General features: G+C 62.5%; 29 protein-coding genes and 1 tRNA gene. 15 read left to right on the plus strand and 15 right to left on the minus strand.

What is annotated here, in order from left to right; translation table 11 throughout:
- The first annotated feature begins 2 nt into the window (after positions 1-2).
- Positions 3-79 (plus strand) — tRNA-Asp (locus tag AC3LB0_RS02230).
- A 41-nt stretch (positions 80-120) separates the two neighbouring features.
- On the plus strand, positions 121-795 hold the full coding sequence (locus tag AC3LB0_RS02235) for a pyridoxamine 5'-phosphate oxidase family protein (protein ID WP_488649538.1): 675 nt from the start codon (positions 121-123) through the stop codon (positions 793-795).
- An 11-nt stretch (positions 796-806) separates the two neighbouring features.
- Here the strand turns inward: AC3LB0_RS02235 and AC3LB0_RS02240 are convergent, their stop codons facing one another.
- A complete protein-coding gene (locus AC3LB0_RS02240; protein WP_488649539.1) occupies positions 807-1634 on the minus strand; it encodes an SDR family NAD(P)-dependent oxidoreductase in 828 nt (275 codons plus the stop codon).
- Between the two features lie 84 nt (positions 1635-1718).
- Between AC3LB0_RS02240 and AC3LB0_RS02245 the strand changes: the two genes are divergently transcribed.
- On the plus strand, positions 1719-2639 hold the full coding sequence (locus AC3LB0_RS02245) for a PIG-L family deacetylase (RefSeq protein ID WP_488649540.1): 921 nt from the start codon (positions 1719-1721) through the stop codon (positions 2637-2639).
- Positions 2640-2646: 7 nt separating this feature from the next.
- Here the strand turns inward: AC3LB0_RS02245 and AC3LB0_RS02250 are convergent, their stop codons facing one another.
- The 4 genes from AC3LB0_RS02250 to AC3LB0_RS02265 are packed head-to-tail and all read right to left on the minus strand — an operon-like array spanning position 2647 to position 5662.
- A complete protein-coding gene (locus AC3LB0_RS02250) occupies positions 2647-3501 on the minus strand; it encodes a metal ABC transporter permease (RefSeq protein WP_488649541.1) in 855 nt (284 codons plus the stop codon).
- Positions 3498-4295 (minus strand): metal ABC transporter ATP-binding protein, encoded by a 798-nt coding sequence (locus AC3LB0_RS02255; protein WP_488649542.1) that lies wholly within the window; start codon positions 4293-4295, stop codon positions 3498-3500. The genes AC3LB0_RS02250 and AC3LB0_RS02255 overlap by 4 nt, the downstream gene beginning before the upstream one ends.
- A 12-nt stretch (positions 4296-4307) precedes the next feature.
- On the minus strand, positions 4308-5234 hold the full coding sequence (locus AC3LB0_RS02260) for a metal ABC transporter substrate-binding protein (RefSeq protein ID WP_488649543.1): 927 nt from the start codon (positions 5232-5234) through the stop codon (positions 4308-4310).
- The gene (locus AC3LB0_RS02265; RefSeq protein ID WP_488649544.1) at positions 5231-5662 is read right to left on the minus strand and encodes a Fur family transcriptional regulator; all 432 of its coding nucleotides are present in this window, start codon (positions 5660-5662) and stop codon (positions 5231-5233) included. The genes AC3LB0_RS02260 and AC3LB0_RS02265 overlap by 4 nt, the downstream gene beginning before the upstream one ends.
- Positions 5663-5754: 92 nt before the next feature.
- Between AC3LB0_RS02265 and AC3LB0_RS02270 the strand changes: the two genes are divergently transcribed.
- A complete protein-coding gene (locus tag AC3LB0_RS02270; RefSeq protein WP_488649545.1) occupies positions 5755-6426 on the plus strand; it encodes a DsbA family protein in 672 nt (223 codons plus the stop codon).
- Positions 6427-6430: 4 nt separating this feature from the next.
- Positions 6431-6871 (plus strand): vitamin K epoxide reductase family protein, encoded by a 441-nt coding sequence (locus AC3LB0_RS02275; protein ID WP_488649546.1) that lies wholly within the window; start codon positions 6431-6433, stop codon positions 6869-6871.
- Here AC3LB0_RS02275 and AC3LB0_RS02280 read toward each other — a convergent pair.
- The gene (locus AC3LB0_RS02280; protein WP_488649547.1) at positions 6828-8540 is read right to left on the minus strand and encodes an AfsR/SARP family transcriptional regulator; all 1713 of its coding nucleotides are present in this window, start codon (positions 8538-8540) and stop codon (positions 6828-6830) included. The two genes, AC3LB0_RS02275 and AC3LB0_RS02280, sit on opposite strands and share 44 nt — an antisense overlap.
- A gap of 142 nt (positions 8541-8682) precedes the next feature.
- Between AC3LB0_RS02280 and AC3LB0_RS02285 the strand changes: the two genes are divergently transcribed.
- Together AC3LB0_RS02285 and AC3LB0_RS02290 are read left to right on the plus strand one after the other, a co-directional pair.
- Positions 8683-9645 carry a nucleoside hydrolase gene (locus AC3LB0_RS02285; RefSeq protein ID WP_488649548.1) on the plus strand — a complete coding sequence of 321 codons (963 nt, stop codon included), beginning with the start codon at positions 8683-8685 and terminating at the stop codon, positions 9643-9645.
- Positions 9642-10781: a Rieske 2Fe-2S domain-containing protein gene (locus AC3LB0_RS02290; RefSeq protein WP_488649549.1), complete on the plus strand. Its 1140-nt coding sequence runs from the start codon at positions 9642-9644 to the stop codon at positions 10779-10781. Before AC3LB0_RS02285 ends, AC3LB0_RS02290 begins: the two co-directional genes overlap by 4 nt.
- Here AC3LB0_RS02290 and AC3LB0_RS02295 read toward each other — a convergent pair.
- From AC3LB0_RS02295 to rplI, 5 genes are all read right to left on the minus strand, one after another.
- Positions 10774-12018, minus strand: coding sequence for an MFS transporter (locus AC3LB0_RS02295; RefSeq protein ID WP_488649550.1), 1245 nt, complete (start codon positions 12016-12018; stop codon positions 10774-10776). The genes AC3LB0_RS02290 and AC3LB0_RS02295 overlap by 8 nt on opposite strands.
- Positions 12019-12022: 4 nt before the next feature.
- Positions 12023-13399, minus strand: a complete 1377-nt coding sequence (gene dnaB / locus AC3LB0_RS02300) for a replicative DNA helicase (RefSeq protein WP_488649551.1) — start codon at positions 13397-13399, stop codon at positions 12023-12025.
- A 130-nt stretch (positions 13400-13529) separates the two neighbouring features.
- The gene (gene lexA, locus AC3LB0_RS02305) at positions 13530-14177 is read right to left on the minus strand and encodes a transcriptional repressor LexA (RefSeq protein ID WP_488649552.1); all 648 of its coding nucleotides are present in this window, start codon (positions 14175-14177) and stop codon (positions 13530-13532) included.
- A gap of 56 nt (positions 14178-14233) precedes the next feature.
- Positions 14234-15403, minus strand: a complete 1170-nt coding sequence (dinB, locus tag AC3LB0_RS02310; protein WP_488649726.1) for a DNA polymerase IV — start codon at positions 15401-15403, stop codon at positions 14234-14236.
- Positions 15400-15846, minus strand: coding sequence for a 50S ribosomal protein L9 (gene rplI / locus AC3LB0_RS02315; protein WP_488649553.1), 447 nt, complete (start codon positions 15844-15846; stop codon positions 15400-15402). Before rplI ends, dinB begins: the two co-directional genes overlap by 4 nt.
- Positions 15847-16000: 154 nt before the next feature.
- On the opposite strand from rplI, the gene AC3LB0_RS02320 reads away from it, so the two are divergent.
- The 6 genes from AC3LB0_RS02320 (at position 16001) to AC3LB0_RS02345 (ending at position 21128) form a co-directional block, all read left to right on the plus strand.
- Complete coding sequence (locus AC3LB0_RS02320) at positions 16001-16318, plus strand: hypothetical protein (RefSeq protein WP_488649554.1); 318 nt, start codon at positions 16001-16003, stop codon at positions 16316-16318.
- Between the two features lie 20 nt (positions 16319-16338).
- A complete protein-coding gene (locus AC3LB0_RS02325; RefSeq protein WP_488649555.1) occupies positions 16339-16863 on the plus strand; it encodes a phosphate-starvation-inducible PsiE family protein in 525 nt (174 codons plus the stop codon).
- 44 nt (positions 16864-16907) lie between these two features.
- Positions 16908-17510 (plus strand): cyclodeaminase/cyclohydrolase family protein, encoded by a 603-nt coding sequence (locus AC3LB0_RS02330; RefSeq protein ID WP_488649556.1) that lies wholly within the window; start codon positions 16908-16910, stop codon positions 17508-17510.
- A gap of 6 nt (positions 17511-17516) precedes the next feature.
- Positions 17517-18392: a tetrahydrofolate dehydrogenase/cyclohydrolase catalytic domain-containing protein gene (locus AC3LB0_RS02335; protein WP_488649557.1), complete on the plus strand. Its 876-nt coding sequence runs from the start codon at positions 17517-17519 to the stop codon at positions 18390-18392.
- A gap of 9 nt (positions 18393-18401) precedes the next feature.
- Entirely contained in the window at positions 18402-20114 is a 1713-nt protein-coding gene (locus AC3LB0_RS02340) for a formate--tetrahydrofolate ligase (protein ID WP_488649558.1), read from the plus strand.
- A gap of 81 nt (positions 20115-20195) precedes the next feature.
- Positions 20196-21128, plus strand: a complete 933-nt coding sequence (locus AC3LB0_RS02345) for a DUF4349 domain-containing protein (protein WP_488649559.1) — start codon at positions 20196-20198, stop codon at positions 21126-21128.
- 30 nt (positions 21129-21158) lie between these two features.
- Here AC3LB0_RS02345 and AC3LB0_RS02350 read toward each other — a convergent pair whose 3' ends face one another.
- Positions 21159-21695 carry a DUF305 domain-containing protein gene (locus AC3LB0_RS02350; protein ID WP_488649560.1) on the minus strand — a complete coding sequence of 179 codons (537 nt, stop codon included), beginning with the start codon at positions 21693-21695 and terminating at the stop codon, positions 21159-21161.
- A 13-nt stretch (positions 21696-21708) separates the two neighbouring features.
- Entirely contained in the window at positions 21709-21867 is a 159-nt protein-coding gene (locus AC3LB0_RS02355; protein WP_488649561.1) for a hypothetical protein, read from the minus strand.
- Positions 21868-21887: 20 nt separating this feature from the next.
- Here AC3LB0_RS02355 and AC3LB0_RS02360 point away from each other — a divergent pair, with 20 nt between their 5' ends.
- Together AC3LB0_RS02360 and AC3LB0_RS02365 are read left to right on the plus strand one after the other, a co-directional pair.
- Positions 21888-22646, plus strand: coding sequence for a GNAT family N-acetyltransferase (locus tag AC3LB0_RS02360; RefSeq protein ID WP_488649562.1), 759 nt, complete (start codon positions 21888-21890; stop codon positions 22644-22646).
- Positions 22646-23596 (plus strand): glutamate formimidoyltransferase, encoded by a 951-nt coding sequence (locus tag AC3LB0_RS02365; protein ID WP_488649563.1) that lies wholly within the window; start codon positions 22646-22648, stop codon positions 23594-23596. Before AC3LB0_RS02360 ends, AC3LB0_RS02365 begins: the two co-directional genes overlap by 1 nt.
- A 26-nt stretch (positions 23597-23622) precedes the next feature.
- Here the strand turns inward: AC3LB0_RS02365 and AC3LB0_RS02370 are convergent, their stop codons facing one another.
- Both AC3LB0_RS02370 and AC3LB0_RS02375 read right to left on the minus strand, forming a co-directional pair.
- On the minus strand, positions 23623-23814 hold the full coding sequence (locus AC3LB0_RS02370; RefSeq protein WP_488649564.1) for a hypothetical protein: 192 nt from the start codon (positions 23812-23814) through the stop codon (positions 23623-23625).
- Positions 23807-24016, minus strand: a complete 210-nt coding sequence (locus tag AC3LB0_RS02375) for a hypothetical protein (protein WP_488649565.1) — start codon at positions 24014-24016, stop codon at positions 23807-23809. The genes AC3LB0_RS02370 and AC3LB0_RS02375 overlap by 8 nt, the downstream gene beginning before the upstream one ends.
- Between the last annotated feature and the right edge of the window lie 33 nt (positions 24017-24049).

The following is a 24049-nucleotide window of genomic DNA, read 5'->3' on the forward strand; positions in this document are numbered from 1 at the left end:
GCGGACCCGTGGTGTAGCGGCCCAACATGCCAGCCTGTCACGCTGGAGATCGCCGGTTCGAATCCGGTCGGGTCCGCCAGGAAACCTCCCAACCTGAAGCTACTCCTTTACGATGCCCCCATGCCACGAGAGATCCCCGTAGCCGACGGATACCCGCCAAGCGAGCGCACACGCGTGCGACGACTCCCTGAGCGCGGACACTACGAGCGGGCCGATATCTACCCGGTGGTTGATGCCGCCCTCACCTGCACCGTCGCCTACCTCCTCGATGGCCGCCCGCACGCCACCGCAACGGCGCACTGGCGTGACGGCGACCGTCTCTACTGGCACGGCTCGGCGGCCAGCCGCTTCCTGAAGTCAGTCGTAGGAACTGAGGTGTCGGTCTCGATTCACCTGACCGATGGCATCGTCTTGGCACGAAGCGGATTCGACAGTTCGTTTAACTATCGCTCAGCAACGCTCTTCGGCACCTGCGAAGAGATCACCGGTGGTGAGAAGGCGGTGCAGCTTGATTCGTTCGTCAACAAGATCGTTCCAGGGCGCGCTGCTGAACTACGCACCTCTACAGAGCAAGAGCTGAAGGCCACAACCCTTCTCGGCATGACGATCACCGAAGCATCGGGAAAGATTCGCAATGGGGGCGTGCATGACAATCCAGATGATGCACAAGAAAAGATTTGGGCAGGAGTCATTGAGATCAATACGTTCTTCGGCGCACTACACCCAGACGAAGATACGCCAGTGATTACGGAGCCTAGCGCGAAACTTTCAGGACTGACTGGCAAGAAGCTCTAGTCAAAGAGCGCTCAGCCCCCAGCGATCTGCTCACCGCCGTCGATCGTGATGGTGTTGCCCGTGACCCAGTTCATGCCTGGCGCCGAAAGGGCAACAATGGCGTAGCCAACATCGTCAGCGGTGGTGAGGCGCTTTCCTGGATGCTTCTTCATTACTACGTCAATCCAGTCTTGGCTTCCTGGAATCTTGCGCAGTGCTGGGGTATCGACAACACCTGGACGCAACGCGGTAACGGTCGCGCCAGGTACGAGTCGCGCAAGCTCGAGCGCGAGCTGGCGGCAGTGTGCTTCGACCGCGGCCTTTGCTGCAGAGACGGCGCCATACATCGGCACCGCCTTCGAGGCGCCTTCCGAAGAGGTGGCGAAGATGCGCGTGGTGCTGCCGATCAGACCTGCGGCGTACAGGTCCTGCGTCCAATAGACAAGGGAGTGCGCCATCACGTCAGAGGTCATATCCATCTGCTTGCGGGTGATGAGTGGCGTCTCGCCGTCGGGGAGGAAGGGCTGCAGGCTGCCGAAGGCCAGTGAGTGCACGGCAATTCCAAGCTGGGGGGTGAAGCCAGCGGCGCGGGCGGCGGCGAACTTCTCACCGAGCTGGGCAATGACCTCAGCGCGCTTCTCATCGTCGGCGGCATTGCCGCGGATATAGAGGGCCTCGACACCAGTCGCCTTCACGGCGGCAATGGCCGCATCGAGCTTCTCGCCGCGGGAACGGCCCAGGTAGACGCCACAGATGTTGTAGCCGGCCTCAGCCGACAGGCGTGCGGTGGCCTCGCCGATGCCGCTTGAGGCACCCAGGATCAGCGCCCAGCGCTGGACCTTTGGATCGGTTGCTCCCATCAGGCACCTCCCTCGTGCGGCGCCATGCGCCGCGTAGGTTCAGGGTAGCCGACCCACTCCGCCCTGTGCGCGTACGATCTCGGCATGGATAGCAGCGGACGATTGATTCTGATGGCGGTGCACGCCCACCCAGACGACGAGACGATCAGCATGGGTGGAACCCTCGCCGCCTACTCGGCCGCCCATAGCGCCACTACCGACACCTACGTGATTACTGGAACTCGTGGCGAGCTCGGAGAGATCGTCATCCCAGAATGGGACACCCCCGAAGCCCATGAGCACCTCGGCGAGACACGGATGGTCGAGATTGCAGCCGCAATGGCGGCGCTGGGCGTCACGCACTTCGAAAATCTTGGCTTCCGTGACTCCGGAATGGTTGGCGACCCGGGGAACGAGGATTCACGTTCGTATCACAAACACAGCACGACCGATCTCGACGGCACAGCCGAGCACCTCGTGCGCATCATTCGACGCGTGCAGCCCGACGTGATCGCCACCTATGACGACTTTGGTGGCTACGGCCACCCCGACCACATTGCCGCCGCGCGCGTTGCGCGTCGTGCATGGGAGGTTGCTGGCGATCCAACATGGCGGCCCGCAGCGGGACCGGCATGGACGCCAAAGAAACTCTACGAAGTGCGAACGCCAGATTCACAGCGCGACAAGGTGCTTGCGCTACTAGAGTCGCGTGGAATTGAATCGTGGTGGAGTGTGCCGAAGGAGGCAACGCCAGAAGAGCTTGAGCAGTGGCATCAGTGGCGTGCCGCCATGGCGTGCCCAGATGATCTGATCACCACCCGCATTGACATTACGAAGCAGCTCACCGCAAAGCGCCGCGCAATTCAAGCGCACGCCACGCAGATCAAGAGCGATGGGCCACTGCTCGTGCTGACGGAGCAGGACTACATTGACCTCGGTGCTGTTGAGCAGTACCGGCTTATTGGAAACCGGCTTACGAGTTCGCCAGCACTTCCAGAGTCAGATTTGTTCGCAGGGCTGCGCTAGCGACGCGTTAGATCTTGGCTGCGCCTCGTGCGGCGTAGATGCGCGATCGAATCAAGGTAAAGGCAAGGGCAAGCAAGAAGATCAGCGTCTCCAAGAGCACGATTGCCGCCCCTGAAGCGATGTCGAGCGAATAGCTCATATACAGCCCAACAATTGCGGCCGATACGCCAATGAGCGCCGCAACCTGAATCATTGCGGTGAATCGCTTCACTAGCAGCTGCGCGGTTGCTGCAGGTGTGGTGATCATCGCCACCACCAGAACAATTCCAACCGCTTGCAGGCTGATCACAATCGTTACGGCGATGAGGATCAGCAACAGGTCATCCAGTCGTCGAACAGGTAGCCCTGCGGCGCCAGCGCCGAGCGGATCGAAGGTGCTGAAGAGCAACTCCTTCCACAAGAGTCGCAGAACAAGCAGCAAGCCGAGCACAAGCAGGGTCAGCGCTGCCAGATCACCAACGCTAATGCCGAGCACATCACCGAAGAGGTAGTGGAAGAGGTCCCCAACGTAATTCGGAATCGAAGAGAAGATCGCAACGCCGAGTGCAAACATGCCGGCGAAGAGGACGCCGATGATGGCATCGGAGCGGAGCCCTGAGCGGCGCGTAATGGCGCCAATGCCAAGAGCGGTGCCGATTGCGGCAATCGCACCACCGAGGATGATCGGCGCCCCAATCAGGTAGGCGATCACGATGCCAGGGAAGGCGGCGTGGCTAACGGCGTCGCCGATGAAGCTCGTCCCCTTCAGTACGACGAAGGATCCAACGATGGCGCAGGCGACACCGACAAGCGCACTCGCGATCAGGGCGCGAACAAAGAAGTCGTAGCCGAGCGGCGCAATGAGAAGGTCGAGCGGGTTCATTCGTGGCCCTCATGTGCGCCGTGGGAGTGGTGTGGGTCATCGAGCAATACCACGCCACCACCAGCGAGTGGAACGAGGTGGCCGCCATAGGTCTTCTCGAGCACCGCCTGGTCGAGCACGAGCTGTGCCGGCCCATGGGCAACGACGCGACCAGCGAGTGCGACCACATCGTGGAAGCGCTGCGCGGCGCAGGCGAGATCGTGCGTGGTGGCGACGACCGTGCGGCCGCGCGCGGCTTCGGCGTCAAGGATGTTCATGATCTTCTCCTGCGTCGTGGGATCAACGCCGGTGACAGGCTCGTCGAGCAGATAGATCTCTGGGTCCGCAGCGATCGCACGCGCCAAGAAGACCCTGCGACGCTGACCGCCCGAGAGTTCGCCGATCTGGCGCTGTGCAAGATCGACCATATCGACACGGCCGAGCGCGTCAGCCACCGCCGCGTGGTCGGCGGCCCCAGGTCGACCGAGTGGGCCGAGCGCTGGCGTACGCCCCATCATCACCACTTCGCCGACCGATACGGGGAAGCTCCAGTCGACCTGCTCGGCTTGGGGCACATATGCAACACGCTTCGCGTGCATGCCAACAGCGGCTCCAAGCACCTGCACGTTGCCACTCCACGGCTGCATCAGCCCAGCGATGCACTTCAGCAGCGTCGACTTCCCGCCACCGTTCGGGCCGAAGATGGCGGTCAGCGAGCCTGGTGCAAGGCTGAGTGAGACGCTACTGATCGCCGCACGGTCGCCGTAACCAGCGGTGACATCAATCAGCTCAATCGCGTTGGGCTGGCTACTCATTGCCATATGTTCTCATCGCTGCATCGATGCTGCGATGGCTGTGGCATTTGCGCGCATTGCACCGAGGTAGGAATCTCCAGGTGCGGCACCAAGCGCGTCGGAGTAGAGATCAGCCAGCACCGTGGCGCCTGTCTCCGCCGCGATGCTGGTCAGCACCTTCGACGGAAACTGCACCTCACTAAATACCGTCGTCACTCCTGAGGCGCGGATCGCGTCAATGAGCGCAGCGATCTCTCGGGCACTTGGATCTTGGCCCGGCGATGCAATCGCAACGCCAACAATCGTGATGTTGTAGGCCCGAGCGAAATACCCAAACGCCTCATGAAAGGTGACAATCTCGCGATTCGCTTCAGGGATCTCTGAAAATAGCGCACGAACTTCAGTGTCAAGATCTTGAAGAGCGGCGAAGCCCGAAGCTGAAGCTGAGCGAACTGTGTTGGTGAGTTCTGGTCGATCTTGTACAACACGATCTGCAATGCGCTGTACGTAATGCGCCGCCCCGGTTGGATCAAGCCACACATGTGGGTCATAGGCATCTTCCGTTTCCGCCTCTGGTGAAGCTAGATAAGTCCAAGCATCTGTTGTGTCTAGCCCTTCGCCGAGACGCAAGACGTCGCCTTCACCCTTGCGCGCAGCATCAATGAGCGAGACGACCCATTCATCAAGACCGAGCCCGTTCATCAGAATCAGATCAGCTGCGGCGATCTTGGCTGCATCAGAGGGCGACGGCTCGAAGGTGTGCACGTCTACACCAGCAGGAACGATGGAATCAATCTGCACTGAATTGCCGAGAGCGAGCCGCGCAAGATCGGCGAAGACGCTCGTTGTCGCCATCACGCGGTATCCCGACGTCGAGGCCGTCGGTGAGCTACTGGAGCCGCCGCAGGCTGCAGCAGCAGCAAGCAGCACCATGAGCAGCGCGACGAGGCGGCGGCTCATTGGCGTGGCTCCACGTTCTGGCAGCGAGGGCAGCGACCGAAGAGCTCAAGGCGGTGTGACTGAATCTCGAAGCCAGAGCGTCGGGCGGCCTCAGCGGTTACGGCATCAATGCCGCAGTCATCGACCTCAGAGATTGCGCCGCATGAGACACAGACCAGGTGATGGTGATGAGATGGCTCGCACGGGACATAGGCGTGTCGGCCGTCGGGGAGGTCAACTCGCTCGACGAGGTTCCGGTCGGCGAGGAGTTCGAGGAGACGGAAGACGGTGGCGCGCCCGATGCCGAGGCTGCGCTGCCCGGCGTCGGCGAGGAGGTCGGCGGCGGTGAAGTGCCCCTGCCGCCGTGCGATTAGGGCGGCAAGTTCGCGGCGCGGCCCGGTAAGGCGAACCCCCGCCTGGTCAAGCGCCTCGAGCAACTCTCGTGCCATGGAGGCAGCCTACCAGAGTTGAGACTAAGTCTCAATAGGAGGCAAGGAGCACGAAACGAGGCTCGCTCAGCCACCGCGGGTATGATTCAGCCATGAGCATCATCAAGAACGCACTCGGGATCGGCGCCGCCGTCCTTTCCGTGGGGCTCGTCGTGCTCCTTCTCTCAGGCTCCTTTAGTGGCAAGCCGACCGCAAGCGACTCCTTCACCCCCGTTGCGCCGGTCTACACCCCCGATGCAGAGTTCATCTCTGGCCGGGGAATCGGCGCCGTGGACGCCCCCGTCACCCTCGAGGTGTGGACCGACTTCCAGTGCCCAATCTGCGGCATCTGGGCGAACGGTAGCGAGCCTCTCCTCTACGAGAAGTACATCAAGGAGGGGAAGCTCCGCATTGAGCAGAGGTTCTTTGCCTTCCTCGGCGAAGAGTCATTCACCTCAGCAGTCGGCGCGGTCTGCGCTGATAAGCAAGATAAGTTCTGGGCATACCACTCATATCTCTACGCGAACCAAGATGGAGAGAACGAAGGCGCATTCAGCGCACCACGCTTGCGAATCCTCGCGGGGGCTGCAGGCCTCGATCTGACTGCGTGGGACAGCTGCATTGCCGATCCTGCAATTCGTACCGAAGTGGAAGCTGAGAGCGCAGCAGCTCGCACCGCCGGCGTTACGGGCACACCAACACTGAAGATTGGTGATTGGATGCAGGCGGGCATCCCAGCTGAGGCTGACCTCTACAAGCGCATCGACGACGCACTCAAGCCGTAACCTCATGCGTGCCGCACGGTTCGGCGCCGTCGTCTCCGCCATCGGAACGGTCATCGCGACCTATCTCCTCGCCATCAGGTATGCAGGCATCCCTGCACTTTGTGGCCCCGCGCTCGGTCCGTTTGGCGGCTGCGCCAAGGTAGAGTCATCGGTCTACTCAAGCATCGGCCCAATTCCCATTGCGCTGGTCGGCGTTGTTGGCTCACTGGTACTGCTCTTTGCATCGGTGCACTACCTGCGTACGCGCTCAACAATCTCGCTCAACATCTGGGTGCTTGCAGCAGTAGTCGGCGCCGCCATCGAACTTGTGCTCATTGCAATTCAGGCATTTGCCATCGGCGCATGGTGCGGCTGGTGCTTGCTGTACGGGCTCACTATCATCCTCTCTGCTATTGCCGCGGTCATTGCTGCAGCGCAGGCCGAACGCGGTGCGGCTGCGCGCTAAGTCGTTGTAGCGCCGGGTTCGGCGCAATATCCATTTCGCGCAACGCTGAAACTGCTCGCGCCGCCGCGCGACGCGCAGCAGCAATAGATCCACTCTCTTCTAACAGCAGTGCCAGATGTTCCAGCATTGCGCCGTCTGTTGGGTCAATGCGAACGGCGCGAAGGGCGAGATCAATCGCGCGATCAATGTCGCCAACAGAATATGCCGCAACCATCTCGCGCTCAATGATTGCGAAAAGGCTTATATCAAGCGCGCTGCGATGCTGCTCTGCCCACGGCTCAAACGGAACCTCAACGCCGAACGGCCCAAGGTACGAGTCGAGGAGATCGTCAATCTGATCGACCCGTGCTCGACGTCGCACCGCATCAAGCGTGCTTCGTAGTTGAGCTGAATCGAAGGTGACGAGATCAAGGTTGACCGTCACCATCTCGGCCTCATGGCGAATGTACGGCGTTGGCGTCCCCTCTTGGAGCGCAAGATCATAGTCAGGGTCGAGCGCGCGTCGTAAGTGATAGATCGCCTGGTTGAGTGAGTTCAATCCGGCCTGCGCCTCCGCTTCGGGCCAGAGCGCATCGATCGCCTCATCACGTGTTGCGGCGTGTCGGGGTCGCGTGGCGAGATAGTGCAGCAGCGCAACCGAGCGTGGGCGAATGGAGGTCCCTTCAATCGTTCGCCCGGCAGCCTCAATGCTGAGCGGTCCCAAGTCGTGAATGACAGCAACGGGGCTCAGCACACGCGGCGCGATCGAGGCTGCAGGCGTGACCTCAGAGCCGTTCGGTACTGTGCCGAGCACCTGTGGAAGATCGAGCGTCTCGGCAATGAATCGAGGGATCATCCAGCACGATTCGCCGAGCTCATCTTGGTCAGCAGGGGCGATGAGGAGCCCCTCCTCCCACAGCGCACGAAGGAGCTCCGGATTTGGCTCCTCTCCTGCGGGCTTGGCCAGTCGGGCAAGGAGTGGGCCACTACCGCCGACGACATCGCGCCGGATGAACTCATCGAGCTCGGTGCGGTCGCCGCCCTCACGCATCTGATCAAGCCACGTGGCAAGGATGCCGCCGTTTCCAGCCGCCGCACGTCGCGCCTCTTCGAGCGCCGTCGGCGCGCCGCTCCAACCTTTAGCCTCGGCAATCTGTCGCGTCTGCCGCGGCGTCACACGCAGCGCCGCCGCACCGATATGCATCACCTGCCGCTTCGCGCGTGCAGCAATAAGGCGCAGTTGCGCAACGCGGCGCCCGATAAGTGCGACACGGGATCGATCAGGGGCGCGCTCCGCTAGTGAACGCAGAAATTCCAGACCCTCTAGCGATTCGGCTAATGCGTCGGCGTCGTCGATGACGAGGATCAGTTCACTGTGCGGTGCGGTGAGATCAGCAATGAGCGCTGCCGCACACACCGTCGCCGACTGCTGCTGGCGAACCGCTCGTGCGAGGCGCGGCAAGCGCACGCCGTCATCCTCATCGGCGGCGAGATGTAGGGCGTCACCGAGGCCGCGGCTTGCCCGCAACCACCGCATCGGTCGGTCGGCGCGAATGCCCCACGCGGCGACGGCGCTGCTTTTGCCGTACCCGGCACTGCCGCAGATGAGGGCGAGCCCTCCATCGGTGAGCTCGTCGAGTGCAGAGTCGATGCGGGGCCGAGCTGGATGAACACGAGGGGTCTTCATCATGGTGGAGTCCTCCACGTCGCGCCGCCGTGGGCGGCGCCCGCGGATCGGCTGGGCGGATACTGAATCAGCGTCGCGTACCGCCGACGTATCAGCCGCGCATCACGCGCCGCAGTGGTGTGCGCCCGCCCCTACAATCCCCCCCATGAGCACCAAGCACCGCCTGATCATTGACTGCGACACGGGGACCGATGACGCCGTTGCGCTGATGCTCGCCGCCCTGCACCCCGAGATTGACCTGATCGGGGTGACGACCGTGTTCGGTAACGCACCGCTTTACGCAACAACAACGAACTCACTCTCGGTGCTGGAGCTGATCGGCAAGGGGCACATCCCCGTGCACGCCGGCTTCCCACGACCCCTGGTGCGCAAGGCGATGCCGTCGGAGAGGTTCTTCAAAACCGATAGCGTGCAAGACCCGCACGGCACCTATCTCGACATTCCGCGCAGCGCGAGCAAGCCAGCCTCTGAACGCGCGGTGGAGTACCTGATTGAGACCTACCGAAATGCCACGCAGCCGATCACGCTCATGCCGATTGGGCCACTGACCAACATCGCCGCCGCCGTTGCGCTAGAGCCGCGCTTCGCCGAGTGGGTGCCGAAGTTAATCATCATGGGTGGCGGACACGAGGTGCCGAATATTTCGGCGTCGGCGGAGTTCAACATTTGGGCTGACGCTGAAGCCGCCGCGAGCGTCTTTGAGGCGGGTTTCAAGGATGTGCTGATGGTGCCGCTCGACGCAACGCATAAGGCGCTCGTCACCGCGAAAGAGTGCGCGGCATTCGGCGCACTCGGCACACCTGCAGGCATGGCGACTGAGACGGTGATCAAGCGACGCATTGGCAGCTACGAGAGCAGCCAGAAGATGGATGTTCCAGAGTCGGCGCCAGTGCACGACGCGCTCTGCGTTGCGGCACTGGTGGAGCCAGGCATCATCACCACGAAGCGTTGCCACGTTGCGGTGGAGACCACGGGCACGCTAACCCTTGGGCGCACCGTCGTGGATACGCACCATCGCGGCGGCAAGGAGCCGAACGCCGACGTCGCCTTCGACGCCAACGCCCCGCGCTTCATTGCGCTGATGATGGAGATCTTCGGCCAGCGATGAGCAGCCTCGGCGAGGCGGCCCTTCCGGGCGAGGCGGGCCCCAACGACCTCGACGCCGCCGGCGAGGCGGCCCTCGACCAGGCGCTCCGCTCGGCATGGATGCCCGTCTGCCAGAGCGGCGAGCTGACCGACCGACCACTCCCGATCCGCCTCTCAGGCGAGACGCTGGTCGTCGCCCGACTGGGCGACACGGTTGCCGCCTTCCCAGACCTCTGCGTGCACCGCGGCACCGCCCTCTCGCTTGGTTGGGTCGATCCAGGAACGAGTCCAGCCCCCGATGGGAGCCCAGCCACGGGGGAGGCCTGCCTGGTCTGCCCGTATCACGGCTGGAGTTACGGCCAGAACGGCGAAGTGAAGCGCATCCCCGCCGTCCACGGCCGCGCGATCCCACGTCGCGCACGCATTGAGCGCTACGCCGCCACCGAACATCTCGGCCTCGTCTGGGTGTTGCTTGAGCCAGGCCCTGGCGGCTGGGAGCATCCGGCGCCGCTCTACCCGCTCCCCGAGGCGCCATGGTGGGGCGACCCCTCACTGCGCACCATCCCGATCACCACCTACGACTGGAAGTGCTCGCCCGCGCGTCGCATCGAGAACTTCATCGACTTCAGTCACTTCCCCTGGGTGCACGAGGGGATCCTCGGCGACCGCGCCAAGCCGCTCAGCCCTGACCATGTGGTGGAGAGCAGCGAGACAACGATCAGCTTCCAGATCGCACTTGAAGAGCCGCAGACCAGCGTGAAGGGCGATGGCGCTCCGGGCGCGAAGGTGCAACGTGATCCAACGACGTACACGGTGCACCTGCCCTACTCCGTCACCCTTGATCAACAGCTCCCCGAGGGGAACCGCTTCGTTCTCTTTATGGCCGCGTCGCCGCTCTCAGCAAAAGAGACGAGAACATTCACCTGGAACGCACGAAGCTATCGCCTTGATCCATCAGACGACACGGAACTTGCAGACTTCCAGCGCCTCATCCTTGATCAAGATCAGCCGATCACCGAGTCGCAACGCCCAGAAGCGTTGCCGGTCGATCTCTCTGCAGAGCTGCACATCGCTGGGCCCGATCAGGCCTCAATTGAGTTCCGCCGCCATCTCGGCAAGGTGGCCGCGCGCATCCGTGCGGCAGAAGGAACTAAATAGTCGTTGGCGCTGTGTCCACGCGCAAGATTCGCCAGGCGAACGGTACTGATCCGATCAGAATGGCTCCACCAAGTACGAAGACTGGGAACGCGCCGATCTCGCCATAGATCACTCCGCCAACAATCGAAGATACGGAGAGTGCAAGGCCGAACGACACCGCCTGGAAGAGCGCCTGCCCAGTTGCCTGCAGCTGCAGCGGAACGATTGCACGCACCGTCAACACGCTCCCGAGGAGCGTGCAGGCATATCCAACACCAACGAAGCCGCGCATGATGCTAAGCGCGAACGGCGACAAATCGAAGGCGTAGACGAAACAGCAGAGCCCAAGGGCAACCAGACCAACGGAATAGACGGCGCGCATGCCGAAGCGAAGTGCAACGGCGCCACCAATCAGAAAGAATGGGATTTCGACGGCTGCAGAGATCGTTGCGCCAAGTGTCACCATCGCAGCGTTCCCCCCGACCTCTTGAATGCGCAGCGAACCGTAGGAGTAGAAGATGCCAGCGCCAATGTTGACCAAGAGACTCAAGAGGAGAAACGAAAGAAGTTTTGGTGACTGTGCAAAAGCCAAGCTCACCGTACCGAAGCGATCTCGCCAATCACCAGCGACTGCAATCTCTGCGTTACCGCCCGCAAGCTCACTGCGCTCTGCCTCAAGTTCGGCTTCGCTCACAACGCGATGGCGTCGGTGTGTAACGTGAAGACCAAGGGTCCCTGCAAGAACGATCAGTGCCCCTGCCCCATAGAGCGGCCCTACAAGAAATGCGCCGCCAGCAACCACGAGAGCTCCGCTAATTAGGCCGGTTGCGGCGTAGCTAGCACTCGTGACAGCGCGCAACGTTCCCCAGTTCCCCTTCACCTCAGCGAGCCGCTCCATGCCGATGGCGTCGAGGAGCGGCACAATCCCAGCGCCCGCGAAGGCGGCGAGCATTGAACCGGGAATGCCGGCTACTGGGCCAGCCGCAAATGCAAATACTCCGATGGCGGTTGCGAAGATCGCGATGCGGAATGCTGCGACGCGGCCGAGGGTCGCGTCGCCAAGGTGTCCCCAGATGGGCGCCGCCGTGAGCGCAAGGATCGAGTTGATCGCGCCCACAAGTCCGATCGCCTCGAAAGAGACGCCGCGATCGCGAAAGACAATCGAACTAAAGGGGAGATAGAAGGCCTGCATGATGCCAACCGTGAGGTACAGGTATGAGGCGCGGCGCATTCCAGGTCGGAGCAACATGAAGTTCATGTCGCTACATTACTGGCTCGCCCTCGCCTCCGCCCTGTGCGCCATCGCTGCGTTCGCGAACCAAGTTAACGAAGCGCGTCTGCTCTTTCATGAAGTAGAGCTGCCCTGCACCGGTTGGGCCGTTGCGGTGCTTGGCGATGCTGAAGTCGATCGCCTCACCAACGGCATCACTCTCCTCAATGCGATCGGTCTTGCGCCACAAGAAAATCACTACGTCGGCATCCTGCTCAATCGCCCCCGACTCACGTAGGTCGGAGAGCCTTGGCTCTTTTGAATCGCTGCGCATCTCGATCTGACGCGAGAGCTGGCTCAGCGCGAGCACCGGAATGCCAAGTTCACGGGCGAGTGCCTTGAGCCCACGTGAGATTTCAGAGACCTCTTGCACGCGGTTGGACTCACGCCCCGAAGAGCCTGGCTGCATCAGTTGCAGGTAGTCCACGATGAGTAGGTCGAGTCCGTGCTCCATCTTGAGTCGTCGCGCCTTGGTGCGCAGCTCCATCACGGAGATGCTCGCCGTGTCGTCAATGAAGATTTTTGCACGCGAGAGGGTTTCCATTGCGCCAGCAATTTTTGGGAAGTCCATCTCAGCAAGGAAGCCGCTGCGCAACTTGAACGAATCAATCTTGGTCACGCTCGACAGCAGCCGCAACACCAGCTGCTCCTTGCTCATTTCGAGTGAGAAGACGCCGACCGACTTCCCTTCGCGCACTGCGGCGTACTCGGCAATGTTCAGCGCGAGCGAGGTCTTACCAACCGAGGGTCGCGCCGCGAGCACGATGAAGTCTGACGCCTGCAGCCCTTGCGTCTTGCTGTCAATGTCGGTGAAGCCGGTGCGCAGGCCCATGAGCTGCCCGCGGTTCTGGTGTAAATGATCTAGGCGCTCATACGCCTGGCCGAGCAACGTTTCGAGTGCAGTGAAGCCCGATACAGTGCGGCGCTCGCTGATCGCAAAGAGTTCCGACTCGGCGCGATCGATCGCTTCGATGGCATCGGCGGGGTCTTCGTAGCCGATCGACGCAATGCGACCGGCGGCGCTAATCAGTCCGCGCAGCACCGCCTTGCGCTCTACAATCTTTGCGTACTGCTTGGCGTGCACCGCCGTTGGTGTGCGGTCGCAGAGATCGGCGAGTGCTGCACGCCCGCCGATCTCTTCGATCTGGCCGCGGCGCTCAAGCTCCTCGGAGACGGTGAGAATGTCGATCGGCTGGCGCAGCTCGTAGAGCGAGAGGACGGCGGCATAGACCTTGCTGTTCGCCGGCTTGTAGAAGTCCGTCGCCTTGAGCGTTTCGGAGACTTCGGTAATCGCGTCGCCGTCGATCAGGATGGCGCCAAGTACGGACTCTTCGGCCTCAGAGGACTGTGGTGGGAGTTGGATTGACATGGTCGTATTCTCTCAGTCGCGCCGTTGACGCTCTAGATGGATGCCCACAAACTTGCCCCAATCTCTCCACGAAGAGGGGATCGGGCCCCTTCGGCTGTGGATAAGTCGGCGCCCGGCGCCGAGGCGAAGGTTAGTGAACTCGGCGAAGAACTCCGACGAGCACACCCTGCACGTTCACTGCGGGGTAGTACATCGGCTTGTACGCCTTGTTGGCGGGCTGCAGGCGAACCCGACCGGTCTCGCGGAAGAGCTGCTTTAGCGTCACCTCGTTCTCTTCGACCTGGGCGACCACGATGTCGCCATCGGCGGCCACCTTGCTCGGCTTGATCACGACGTAGTCACCATCGGCGATCTGGGCGTCGATCATGGAGTCGCCGCGAATCTTTAGCAGGTAGGAGTCGGGGGTGGACATGAACTCCGGGACGGCGACCGTCTCGGAGCGCTCCTCGTAGGCCTCAATCGGTCCACCGGCGGCGATCTGCCCCACCACGACCAGCTCGCGGGCGGCCATCGGCAGGTTGGTTGTCTCAAGCTCACTGTCGATCTCCAGGAGGGAGCGGCCGCGGGCGGTGAGGCGCACGGAGCGCGAGAGGCCGGCGCCACGCTCAATCAACCCCTCGTGCTCGAGGGTCTCAAGGTGGTGGTGCACGGCGGAGGGGGCGGCGAGGCCGACCAGGTCGGCGATCTCTCGCACGGTCGGTGGCGTGCCTGAACGGCGGATCCCCTCTGCGATCGCCTGGAGGATCCTCGTCTTGCGGTCCTGATCATGTCGGGTCATAGGGGTATTAGAACGCCTGTTCGGAACCGTGTCAAGTGGGTGGCACAGCGGCCGGTCTACTCTTCGGTCTCCTCCAGCAGCCGTGCTCGCGTAATCGCATCTTCGCCGTACTTGCGGCGCATGGTGTCGGCGGCCGCCGTGATGGTGCGTTCGCGTGCCTGGGCCGCGCCGTCAAAGAGTGCGAGCTGCTCCTCCTCCCCTAGATCGGAGGTTGAGACGCCGATGAGTCGATAGGCGCTGCCACGCGCCGTCTTCTCAAGGAGCGCGCGCGCCGCCTCAAAGATTGGCCCGGCAAGATCTGATGGCTGAACAAGTTTCACCTGGCGGGTGATTGACTGAAACTCCGCATCTTTAAGCTTGAGTGTCACAGTGCGCGCCAGCAGGCCTTCGCTGCGCAGTGAGTACGAGACCGACTCAACGAGCCCAAGGAGTAACGTCTCCAGCGCCTCTGGGTCCGCAATGTCGTCATCAAGCGTCATCTCGCGACCGAGCGACTTTCGTTCGCCACCGTCGTCAACTGGTGTGTCGTCAATGCCGCGTGCGAGCAACTTCAAGTCAGGTCCGCGATCACCGAAGCGGCGGACAAGATGATCATCGGGTGCGTGAGCGAGATCGCCACACGTGAGAATGTCGAGTTCGCGCAAGACGATCTGCGCGACCGGCCCGATGCCAGGAATCACGCCAACCTTTCTCGGTGCGAGCCACGCGGCCTCGTTTCCTGGCGGAACAATTGTCAGGCCGTTCGGTTTCTCTGCACCTGCAGCAATCTTCGCCACCAGCTTGCTCGTTGCTCCACCAACGCTGATCGTCAGGCCCGTCGCTGATTTGACTGCGGCGCGAATGCCACGACCAGCATCTTCAAGTGAACCGTGCAACTGCTCGGTGCCATTGAGGTCAAGATACGCTTCGTCGACTGAGACCTGTTCAACGATGGGACTCCATCCGCCGAGCACCTCCATCACTTCGCGCGAGACATCGCTGTAGCGATCGTGGCGCGGCGGAATCAGGATCAGGTTGGGGCAACGCGCACGCGCAACGTGCACCGAGGTAGCGGCGCGAACGCCGAACGCGCGCGCCTCATACGAGGCGGCGCAAATCACGCCACGGGAACCCTCGCCGTAGCCAACGGCAACGGGCTTGCCGGCGAGCGACGGATTGTCGCGAATCTCAACCGACGCGAAGAACGCGTCAAGGTCGACGTGCAGAACGCGACGGGTCGTGATCAGCCCTTCGGCTCAACGACGACCGTCAACTCGGCGACGAGGTGTGCCGCAACCTTGATCTGCACCTTGTAGGAGCCGAGCTGCTTCAGCGGCTCGTCGAGCATCACCTGGAGCTTCTCAACGCTAATGCCGCGGCGATCAAGCGCCTCAGCAATCTCTTTTGTGGTGATGGAGCCGAAGAGCTTGCCACCCTCGCCGACCTTGACGCCCATGGTGAGCGTGGTGGAGCTGATGCGCTGTGCGAAGCCTTCGGCCTCACCGCGCTGGCGGTCCTGCTTTGCGGCGCGGGAGGCGATCCCTGCGGCGACCTGCGAAGCGGCCCCGCCGATGGCTGGGATCGCCAGCCCATTGGCGAAGAGGAAGTTCTTGGCGTACCCCCCGGCGACCTCTTTCTGGTCTCCGGCCTTGCCGAGCTTGGGCACATTGGCGGTCAAGATCACCTTCATCAGTTGGGCTCCTTCTCTCGTGGCTGGGAGGGCTGGGCGCCCCCCGTTGGAGCCCGATTCTCGCACAGGTTCCCCCCTTGACACAGAACGGATGTTCTATGACACTACGAACAGATGTTCTAATGCAGACCCCCACGAGGGGAGGAGGTTCAGGATGGCAATGCAACCGATTAGCCCAGTCGCGGTAGCCGTGACGGCACACTGGCGCACCGGCGCCCCAACCGCGGTCGCCTTCGAGGGGATCAGCCGCAAGGTGACCCAGGTCCTCGCGCTCCGCCGCGAATACGGCGTCTTCAGCGCCAGCGACGGCCCTCGCACCCTCTGGGAGATCGAGACCGAAGATGCCTCCCTCGTGTTGAGCTTCTCGCGCCGCACGGGCGCCTGGTCCATCCAGGCGTTTGACGATGCATGGGCGACCCTGCCATTCGCTTCGGGGATCCCCGAGATGGAGCCAGTTCTCGTCCACGCATAGCTCCTGCCATAATGGGCGGCATGAAGCGGCAATCGCGCACTAGAACCTCGTCGCCAACAGAACACGTCCTCGGCCCGGTCCTCACCGGCGTCGTCGGTCGCGCCCGCGGTGTGCTGCACGGTCTCGAGATCACCCTCGATATCGCCCTTGCTGGCGTCTTGGTGATTGCCATCGCCCTGATCGGCGCAGATACCGTCGGGCTCGTTGCTGAGGGGATCCAAGAGGGCGGCATTGACGCAGCGCTCCTGATTCTTGATCGCGTACTCCTCGTCTTCATCATTGCGGAGTTGCTCTATACGTTGCGGCTCTCGCTTGCACGCACTCAGCTCATCCTTGAGCCCTTCCTCATCATCGGTCTCGTTGCGGTCGTTCGCCGCGTGTTGGTCGTTACCGCCCAGGCTGAGCGAATCTTGAGTGAGGGTGGCAACCTTGAGCCGATCCTTTGGGAGCTCGGCGTACTCGCTGGGCTCATCGTCTCGCTTGCAGTCGCGCTCTCCCTCGCTCGCCGAAATGGCAGCGGCCCACGCGATCTACAGGCTGACTAACCAGCACCTCGCGCCTCCGCTGCGCGGCACGATAGGATGCGCAGATGAAATTGTTCGCACAGCACACCCTCACTGATTATCTTGCAGCGCTCGCTGCGCCGACACCCGCGCCTGGTGGCGGAGCAGCCGCCGCAGTGAGTGGCGCAACCGCGGCCGCCCTTGTGGAGATGGTCGCCGGGCTCTCACTGAAGAAGAGCCCCGAAAGCGCCGATGCCGCACTGCAGCAACGCACCGCTGCGCAGATGGCAGCAGCTCGTGGTGAGTTGCTCGCCCTTGCAGATGACGATGCAAACGCGTATGACGCGTTCATTCAAGCGATGCGACTCCCGAAGATTGAAGAGAGCGAGCGTGAGGAGCGCAGTCGCGCAATGTCTGCAGCAGCCGAGCGTGCCGCAGAGATTCCACTGCAGACGCTTCGCGCGATCACCTCTATTGCAGAGGCTGCGCGACTACTTACCGGTCGCAGCTTAGTTAGTGCCGCGAGCGACCTAGAGGTTGCGCTGCGATTTGCACGCGCTGCGGGCTTGAGTGCCGCGGAGAATATCGAGGTCAATCTTTCGTTCATTGATAACCCCGAGAGACGCGCGACGCTAGCGAATCAGACCACTACATCTGTTGCGGCGCTTGAGCGCAGCACACAGTCGTAGCTCGCGATGACGCAGCGGCTCGCAGCGCAGCCATTTGCGAAGCAGATCGCGGCGCGCGCCACTGAGATTGCAGCACACGCAATTGCCGACGCGCACGGCACCGCGCCGGAGATCGCAGTGGTGATTACGACAAGCGAGCCAGATTCGCTCCTCTACGTTGACCGACTCCTAAAGCAGGTGAGCGCGACCGGACTCGTCGGTCGTCGTGTTGAACTTGGCTCGACGGCAACTGAGGCTGAGATTTTCGCCTCCCTCACTTCACTCTCAGCGGATCAGAACGTTGCGGGGATCATTCTGCAGTCGCCACTCCCGAGCGGCGTGTCGCGAGAGATCGTCGCGGCTGCCATTGCGCCAGGGAAAGATATTGACGGCATCACCCTCGTGAACGCCGAGCGGCTTGCCGATGGCACCCACGATGCATCGCTCCTCCCCGCCACCGCGGCGGCGGTGATGGAGCTGCTGCGGGCGTACGAGATCCCGCTTCAGGGGCGAGCCGCGGTCGTTGTGGGGCGCAGCGCCATCGTCGGCCGGCCCGTGGCCCAACTCCTAGAGGCTGCGGGGGCGCATGTTGAGGTCGCCCACTCCAAGACGCCCGATCTAGGGGTGGTCACGCGCACTGCTGCTGTGCTCGTGGTGGCTGCGGGCGTGCGCGGCCTGGTGCGCGGAGAGCATGTGTCGCCAGGCACCGTGGTGATTGATGTCGGCATCCATCCGAGCGGCGAAACGATCGTGGGCGATGTTGATGCCCCCAGTGTTGAGGCCCTGCTCGGCGAGACGGGCGGCCTGAGCCCAGTGCCCGGCGGCGTGGGGCCAATGACGAGTGCGATCTTGGCGCTCCACGCTGCGCAGGCCGCCGAGCGCCTCGTGCGCGGGCGAGCGTAAACTCACGGCATGGGGTTCCCTTCAGATCTTGAGATTGCACGTGGCGTTACGCCGAATCCGATTGGCGAGGTGGCGGCGGCCCTCGGCTTTCACGATGACGAGGTTGAGCCGTACGGTCGCACCAAGGCGAAGCTCTCCATTGAGGGGATTGAGCGCCTAGAGAGGAGCGGCGCACGCGGCAAGTACGTTGTGGTCACCGCGATCAGCCCAACACCACTCGGCGAAGGGAAGACCACCACCACCGTTGGGCTCGCCCAGGGGCTCAACAAGATTGGCCACCGCGCCGCCGTTGCCATTCGACAGCCGAGCCTCGGACCAGTCTTCGGCATCAAGGGCGGCGCCGCAGGTGGCGGCTACAGCCAAGTCATCCCCATGGAAGAGTTCAACCTGCACCTGACTGGTGATGTGCATGCCATCGGCGTCGCACACAACCTTGCGGCAGCGTTCCTCGACAACCACCTGCATCACGGCAATGCGCTCAACATTGACCTGCGCAGCATCACCTGGCCGCGCGTCGTCGACATCAGCGATCGCGCCATCCGAAAGACGATCATCGGTCTCGGCGGTCGCGAGAACGGCGTCGTACGTGAATCTGAAACCATCATCACGGTTGCAAGTGAGGTGATGGCGGTGCTCGCACTCGCATCAGATCTTACCGACCTTCGTGCGCGCCTTGGCTGCATTGTGGTCGCTGAAACCCTTGATGGCAAACCCGTCACGACAGAAGATCTGAAAGTAGCTGGCTCCATGGCCGCGCTGCTGCGCGATGCCATCAAGCCAAATCTCCTGCAAACACTTGAAGGCGGCCCTGCGTTTGTGCACGCCGGTCCATTCGCAAATATTGCCCATGGGAACAACTCCATCATTGCCGATCGCGCGGCACTCGCCACAAGTGAGATCGTGGTGACCGAGGCGGGCTTTGGCGCTGACATGGGCGCCGAGAAATTCTTTAACATTAAGTGCCGTGCCTCTGGCCTCGCCCCTGATGCGGCGGTGATTGTGGCAACCGTTCGCGCGCTGAAGATGCACGGCGGCGTCGGCAAGATTGTTGCCGGTAAGCCACTTGATCCAGCGCTCAGCGCCGAGAACGTCGCGGCGGTCACCGCTGGCGCACAGAATCTTGTGAAGCAGATTGAAAACGTTCGCGCCTTCGGCATCCCGGTAGTGGTGGCCGTGAATGCCTTCCCAACGGACACCGCTGCCGAACATGAGGCGATTCGAACGGTCGCTCTCGCGTCAGGAGCTCGGGCTGCGGTGGTCACCACGCACTTCACCGATGGCGGCGCTGGCGCGGCCACGTTGGCCGAAGCGGTGTGGGCCGCCGCGAGCTCAGGCGAGGCGAAGTTTGCGCCGATCTATCCCGACGACATGCCACTTGCGCAGAAGATCGAGACGATCGCCAAGCGCATTTACGGCGCAGATGGCGTTGACATTGCGCCCGCTGCGGCGAAGCGACTCGCGCGCCTGGAAGAGCTTGGCTACGGGCACCTACCGATCTGCATGGCGAAGACGCAGTATTCGCTCTCCCATGATGCGAGCAAGCTCGGCCGCCCAACAGGCTTCCGGGTCCCCGTGAAGGCGGTCACCCTGGCCGCAGGTGCCGGCTTTATTACTGCCGTGTGCGGCGATATGCGCCTGATGCCAGGCCTCAACAAGTCCCCTGGCGGTGAGCGCATCGACCTCGATCTGGAGCACGGCGGGGAGATCGTCGGCCTCTTCTAGCCTCCCAGGAACCCCACGCCCCCAGGCAGCGTTAAGGGGGTGAGGCGTCCCCCTGCGAACGCCCAAGCTGAGGTGCACCCTATGAAGATCGGATCACTCACCCTCCCGTCGTTTAGTTCGCCAGCAAAGATTGGCGTGGTGGCTGCACTCGTGCTCGCCCTTAGCGCCAGCGGCGGGTTTGGAGCCCTCTTTTTTGGTGCAAGTGGCGGCGCCTCTAGCCCACAGGAGAAAGGGGACACCGGTGGTGTCCCAACCGCCCCCCCAGGTGACGGCTCAATTACTGGTGACCGCATCGACGTGATTCGGACCGGCACCTTTACCCTCGAGGTCGAGAATGTCGATACCAGCCTTACCAAGCTCACGAGTGTGGTGAAGAGCCAAGGCGGATATGTATCTGGCAGCTATCGCTATACCGATACGTCGACCCCGTACCTCACCGTGACGTTCCGGGTTCCCGCCGCATCGTTTGACGCAGCGGTGCTTGCGCTGCGAGCGGAAGGCACAGTTCTTTCGGAACAGATCAGCACGTACGAGGTGACGATGCAGCTCGTTGACCTCGAGGCACGCCTGCGCAACCTGCGCGCCTCGGAGACGGCGCTCCTTGAACTTATGTCGCGAGCGACGACCGTTTCGGATGTCCTCGCGGTGCAGACGCAGCTCACCTCAGTGCGCAGCGACATTGAGTCATACGATGCGCAGCGCGCATCTCTCGCCGATCAGGTCGCTATGACCACGGTCTCGGTGACGATCAGCCCGATCGGTTCGTCAATCGGCAACGCAACAAGCGGATTTGACCTCGGCAAAGAGGTTGCACGCGCGATTGCAAACCTGATCGCTGTTGGCCGAACGGTCATCATTGCGGCGATCAACCTGGTCATCGTGGTCTTGCCGATCGCACTGGTTGGCGCGCTTGCGGGCGGCCTGCTCGGTCGGGCGATCACGCCACTCTTCGCGCTGTTGCGCCGACTGATACGCGTTGGGGCGGTAGCGAAGCGAACGGTACGTCGCCGCTAACGGGTGAGCAAAGCGCGAACTAGTCGCAGCCTATGGTGCGGCGGAGAGCATCTGCATGGTCTCGATTTCACCCTGCTGGGCAGTAATGATTGCAGTGGCGAGCTCTTTGATCTCGGTGCTGATGCCATCCTCTTTGGCAGTAACGGCCATGGCGATTGCACCTTGATGATGGAACGTCATCGCGGCGATCCACGCGCTATCAAAGGCTGACCCTGTTAGGGAGGCAAGATCGATGAGCTCCTGCTCGCTGAGCATCCTCTCCATCTCCGACCCATGCCCCATTGCGGCATGCCCCTCTAGCGGCTGGCTCCACTTCGTGAGCAGCGCCGTCATCTGTTCAATCTCCGGCTCTTGCCCTCCTTGAATCTTCTGTGCGAGTTGAATAATCTCTGGGCGAGCAGAGGATGTTGAACTCAGTGCCAGATCTGCGAGTTCCACTGCCTGCTGATGGTGCGGGATCATCATCTGGGCAAACATAACGTCGCTTTCGTTGTGATCTGCAGCGCCAGCGGTGCATGCAGCGACAAATGTGAGTGCGGAGAGCACCAGTGCAAGTCGAGTCTTCATGTTTCTCACCCCCCTAAATACTGCCTGCGGCGATCGCGATGATGGCCGCCGTCAGGAGGCCAATTGCGATGCCAAGAGCACCGGCCCCCCATGCAGCAAGGTTGATGGCGCCCAGGGGGGCGCCTTCGGCCTCGCCGTGTGAACCGTGCCCAGGAGTCGCATGATCGCTCATGCGTCGTAGTATCCCAGACGATGAGAATCAACATCGGAGACGGGTTTGAGCTGGTCGGCGTGGAGAGCGCCGATGAGTTGCTGCTCGTGCCGCCGTGCGCCAACGCGAGCGCGGACCACGCCACCTGCACCTGGTGGGAGGACGCCGACCGTGGCAGCAAGGCGGCAGTACGCGGCGGTGCAGAACCGAACCCTGCGGCGCGAGCCAGCACACCGGCTGGTGGGAAGAGCGCCCTCGCCGCCTTCCTCGGCACCGATGTAGAGCAGGCGCCAGCATTTAATCCATTTGCGCCAGAGCCGCCAACGCGCGAAGAGGCGCTGCGTGATGCCGCCGCTGCGCCCGGACAGCCACCGAAGTTGCGCCTACTCACGCGACAACTCCCAGTAAGTGGGCCGATGGGTTGGATTCTTCTCGCGAAAGGTGAGCCAGTTGCCTACTGCCAAGCGGGACCTCTTTCGGCCTTCCCGCGCGCACAACGCTTGCGTGATCGCTACCCCGACCTTCCCGACAGCCCGCCGCCAGCGATCATCACCTGCATCTCGGTCGTGCCAGCGGCGCGCGGCAGCGCGCTCGGTAGTGCGCTGGTCGCCGGTGTGCTCGCTCGACTCGGCACCGCCGGTTTCGCCGCCGCTGAGGCGTATCCTGAAGAACCAGAGGATGTGGCTGATCCAGAACAAACGTCGGCCGCCACGCAGCGCTTCTGGGAGCGTCTCGGCTTCACGGTTGCAGCGACGGGCCCCGATGGTCGCTGGCCCGTCATGCGCCGTACGCTTGACTAATGACCACCACCAACGCGAACTTCGAAATCGTCGCGAACATCAGCGAAGGGCGTAACCCTGCAATCTTGCAGCAGGCAGCCGCGGCAATTCGCGCGGTTTCCGGCGTAACGCTCCGCGACGTGCATACCGATGCCGATCACGACCGGAGCGTGTTCACGTATGTCGGGGCCGGCGGCGTTGAGCTCGTGGCGGCAACTCTCGCCCTCGCACGCATCGCCGTCGCATCTATTGATCTCTCAAGCCCAGCAAAATCGGGAGCGGGTCGCGGCGTGCACCCGCGCATTGGCGCGATCGATGTTGTGCCGGTTGTGCCGATCTTCCTAACAGCAACACTCGAGCAGGCCGCCGAGATCGCTCGCGTGGCTGGTGCCGCGCTCGCCACAACGCTGAGCCTCCCTGTGCATCTCTATGGCGCGGCGGCGCGCAACGAAGATCGGCGCTCCCTCCCAACGTTGCGGCGTGGTGGATTCGAGCAGCTCGCAGCGCACCAAGCGGCGGAGGGTGGCGCACCTGACTTCGGCCCACTCGAGCCGCACCCAACCGCAGGCGCAACGGCTGTTGGTGCGCGCACGCTGATGGCCGCGTGGAACATCGAACTGGCTGGCGCCGACGCCGAAACGCTTCTACAAGTTTCAAAAGAGATCGCGCAGGAGATTCGCGGCACAACGCCTGGTGGCGTGCGCGGGCTGCAGGCGCTCGGCTTCCCACTTGCAAGCAAAGGGATCGCGCAAGTGTCGATGAACCTGCATGACCTTCTTGAGGCCACCGATCGCGGCGAAACGTTGCATGCGATTCGTGAGCGCATCCGCGCGGCAGCGAGTAGCCGTGGCGTTGAGATTGGTCAGACAGAGGTTGTTGGGCTACTCCCTGAACGTGCGCTGGTTGCCGGCGGCAACCCAGCAGCGCTGCAGATCAGCGGCGGCTGGGAGCGCGTCGTGCTAGAGCGCTAGGAGCCCAAGAGCGAAGATTGCAATCGCTACCGCTGGGAGCAGGATCGCTTCCCTGGCCCGCCACCTGATGATCGCTTTGCTCGTCCGTTTTCGGTAAGTACAGCGAGTAGAACAAACTCGTCAAGCGACGAGCCGTTGTTATTCAGATCAAACGCGCCGCCGTCACTCCCTCCGTCGTCTCCGCCGCCACCATCGCCACCGAAATCGCCATCACTCATTCTTGTCGCCTCCAAACGGATTGCCCATCACTTGATAAAAGAGCATTGCCCGCTGCTTGCTCTCATTCTCCTTCTGCTGCTGGCACTGCTCAGAGCAGGCTACGCCGTTGGGCGGCTGCGGATCAAGGGAGGTTCGAATTTCGTACACGGGCTCGCCGGGGGCAATGTCACGCTGGCAGTTGATACAGCGAAGATCACTCATAGAGGGAGTAGAGCAGTTGGCTGTGCCAACAGT

The sequence above is a fragment of the Candidatus Limnocylindrus sp. genome, from assembly GCF_040397235.1.
GTDB lineage: Bacteria > Chloroflexota > Limnocylindria > Limnocylindrales > Limnocylindraceae > Limnocylindrus.

Bases quoted from the DNA above. Each gene is read 5' to 3' on its own strand.
- rplI (WP_488649553.1), bottom strand. From the start codon at position 15,846: ATGAAGGTGATCTTGACCGCCAATGTGCCCAAGCTCGGCAAGGCCGGA.
- AC3LB0_RS02240 (WP_488649539.1), bottom strand. From the start codon at position 1,634: ATGGGAGCAACCGATCCAAAGGTCCAGCGCTGGGCGCTGATCCTGGGT.
- lexA (WP_488649552.1), bottom strand. From the start codon at position 14,177: ATGACCCGACATGATCAGGACCGCAAGACGAGGATCCTCCAGGCGATC.
- AC3LB0_RS02270 (WP_488649545.1), top strand. From the start codon at position 5,755: ATGAGCATCATCAAGAACGCACTCGGGATCGGCGCCGCCGTCCTTTCC.
- AC3LB0_RS02250 (WP_488649541.1), bottom strand. From the start codon at position 3,501: ATGAACCCGCTCGACCTTCTCATTGCGCCGCTCGGCTACGACTTCTTT.
- AC3LB0_RS02335 (WP_488649557.1), top strand. From the start codon at position 17,517: ATGACGCAGCGGCTCGCAGCGCAGCCATTTGCGAAGCAGATCGCGGCG.
- AC3LB0_RS02350 (WP_488649560.1), bottom strand. From the start codon at position 21,695: ATGAAGACTCGACTTGCACTGGTGCTCTCCGCACTCACATTTGTCGCT.
- AC3LB0_RS02360 (WP_488649562.1), top strand. From the start codon at position 21,888: ATGAGAATCAACATCGGAGACGGGTTTGAGCTGGTCGGCGTGGAGAGC.
- AC3LB0_RS02260 (WP_488649543.1), bottom strand. From the start codon at position 5,234: ATGAGCCGCCGCCTCGTCGCGCTGCTCATGGTGCTGCTTGCTGCTGCT.
- AC3LB0_RS02275 (WP_488649546.1), top strand. From the start codon at position 6,431: ATGCGTGCCGCACGGTTCGGCGCCGTCGTCTCCGCCATCGGAACGGTC.
- AC3LB0_RS02245 (WP_488649540.1), top strand. From the start codon at position 1,719: ATGGATAGCAGCGGACGATTGATTCTGATGGCGGTGCACGCCCACCCA.
- AC3LB0_RS02320 (WP_488649554.1), top strand. From the start codon at position 16,001: ATGGCAATGCAACCGATTAGCCCAGTCGCGGTAGCCGTGACGGCACAC.
- AC3LB0_RS02295 (WP_488649550.1), bottom strand. From the start codon at position 12,018: ATGAACTTCATGTTGCTCCGACCTGGAATGCGCCGCGCCTCATACCTG.
- AC3LB0_RS02265 (WP_488649544.1), bottom strand. From the start codon at position 5,662: ATGGCACGAGAGTTGCTCGAGGCGCTTGACCAGGCGGGGGTTCGCCTT.
- AC3LB0_RS02280 (WP_488649547.1), bottom strand. From the start codon at position 8,540: ATGATGAAGACCCCTCGTGTTCATCCAGCTCGGCCCCGCATCGACTCT.
- AC3LB0_RS02365 (WP_488649563.1), top strand. From the start codon at position 22,646: ATGACCACCACCAACGCGAACTTCGAAATCGTCGCGAACATCAGCGAA.
- AC3LB0_RS02330 (WP_488649556.1), top strand. From the start codon at position 16,908: ATGAAATTGTTCGCACAGCACACCCTCACTGATTATCTTGCAGCGCTC.
- AC3LB0_RS02375 (WP_488649565.1), bottom strand. From the start codon at position 24,016: ATGAGTGATCTTCGCTGTATCAACTGCCAGCGTGACATTGCCCCCGGC.
- AC3LB0_RS02235 (WP_488649538.1), top strand. From the start codon at position 121: ATGCCACGAGAGATCCCCGTAGCCGACGGATACCCGCCAAGCGAGCGC.
- AC3LB0_RS02370 (WP_488649564.1), bottom strand. From the start codon at position 23,814: ATGAGTGATGGCGATTTCGGTGGCGATGGTGGCGGCGGAGACGACGGA.
- AC3LB0_RS02255 (WP_488649542.1), bottom strand. From the start codon at position 4,295: ATGAGTAGCCAGCCCAACGCGATTGAGCTGATTGATGTCACCGCTGGT.
- AC3LB0_RS02345 (WP_488649559.1), top strand. From the start codon at position 20,196: ATGAAGATCGGATCACTCACCCTCCCGTCGTTTAGTTCGCCAGCAAAG.
- AC3LB0_RS02285 (WP_488649548.1), top strand. From the start codon at position 8,683: ATGAGCACCAAGCACCGCCTGATCATTGACTGCGACACGGGGACCGAT.
- dnaB (WP_488649551.1), bottom strand. From the start codon at position 13,399: ATGTCAATCCAACTCCCACCACAGTCCTCTGAGGCCGAAGAGTCCGTA.
- AC3LB0_RS02340 (WP_488649558.1), top strand. From the start codon at position 18,402: ATGGGGTTCCCTTCAGATCTTGAGATTGCACGTGGCGTTACGCCGAAT.
- AC3LB0_RS02325 (WP_488649555.1), top strand. From the start codon at position 16,339: ATGAAGCGGCAATCGCGCACTAGAACCTCGTCGCCAACAGAACACGTC.
- AC3LB0_RS02290 (WP_488649549.1), top strand. From the start codon at position 9,642: ATGAGCAGCCTCGGCGAGGCGGCCCTTCCGGGCGAGGCGGGCCCCAAC.
- AC3LB0_RS02355 (WP_488649561.1), bottom strand. From the start codon at position 21,867: ATGAGCGATCATGCGACTCCTGGGCACGGTTCACACGGCGAGGCCGAA.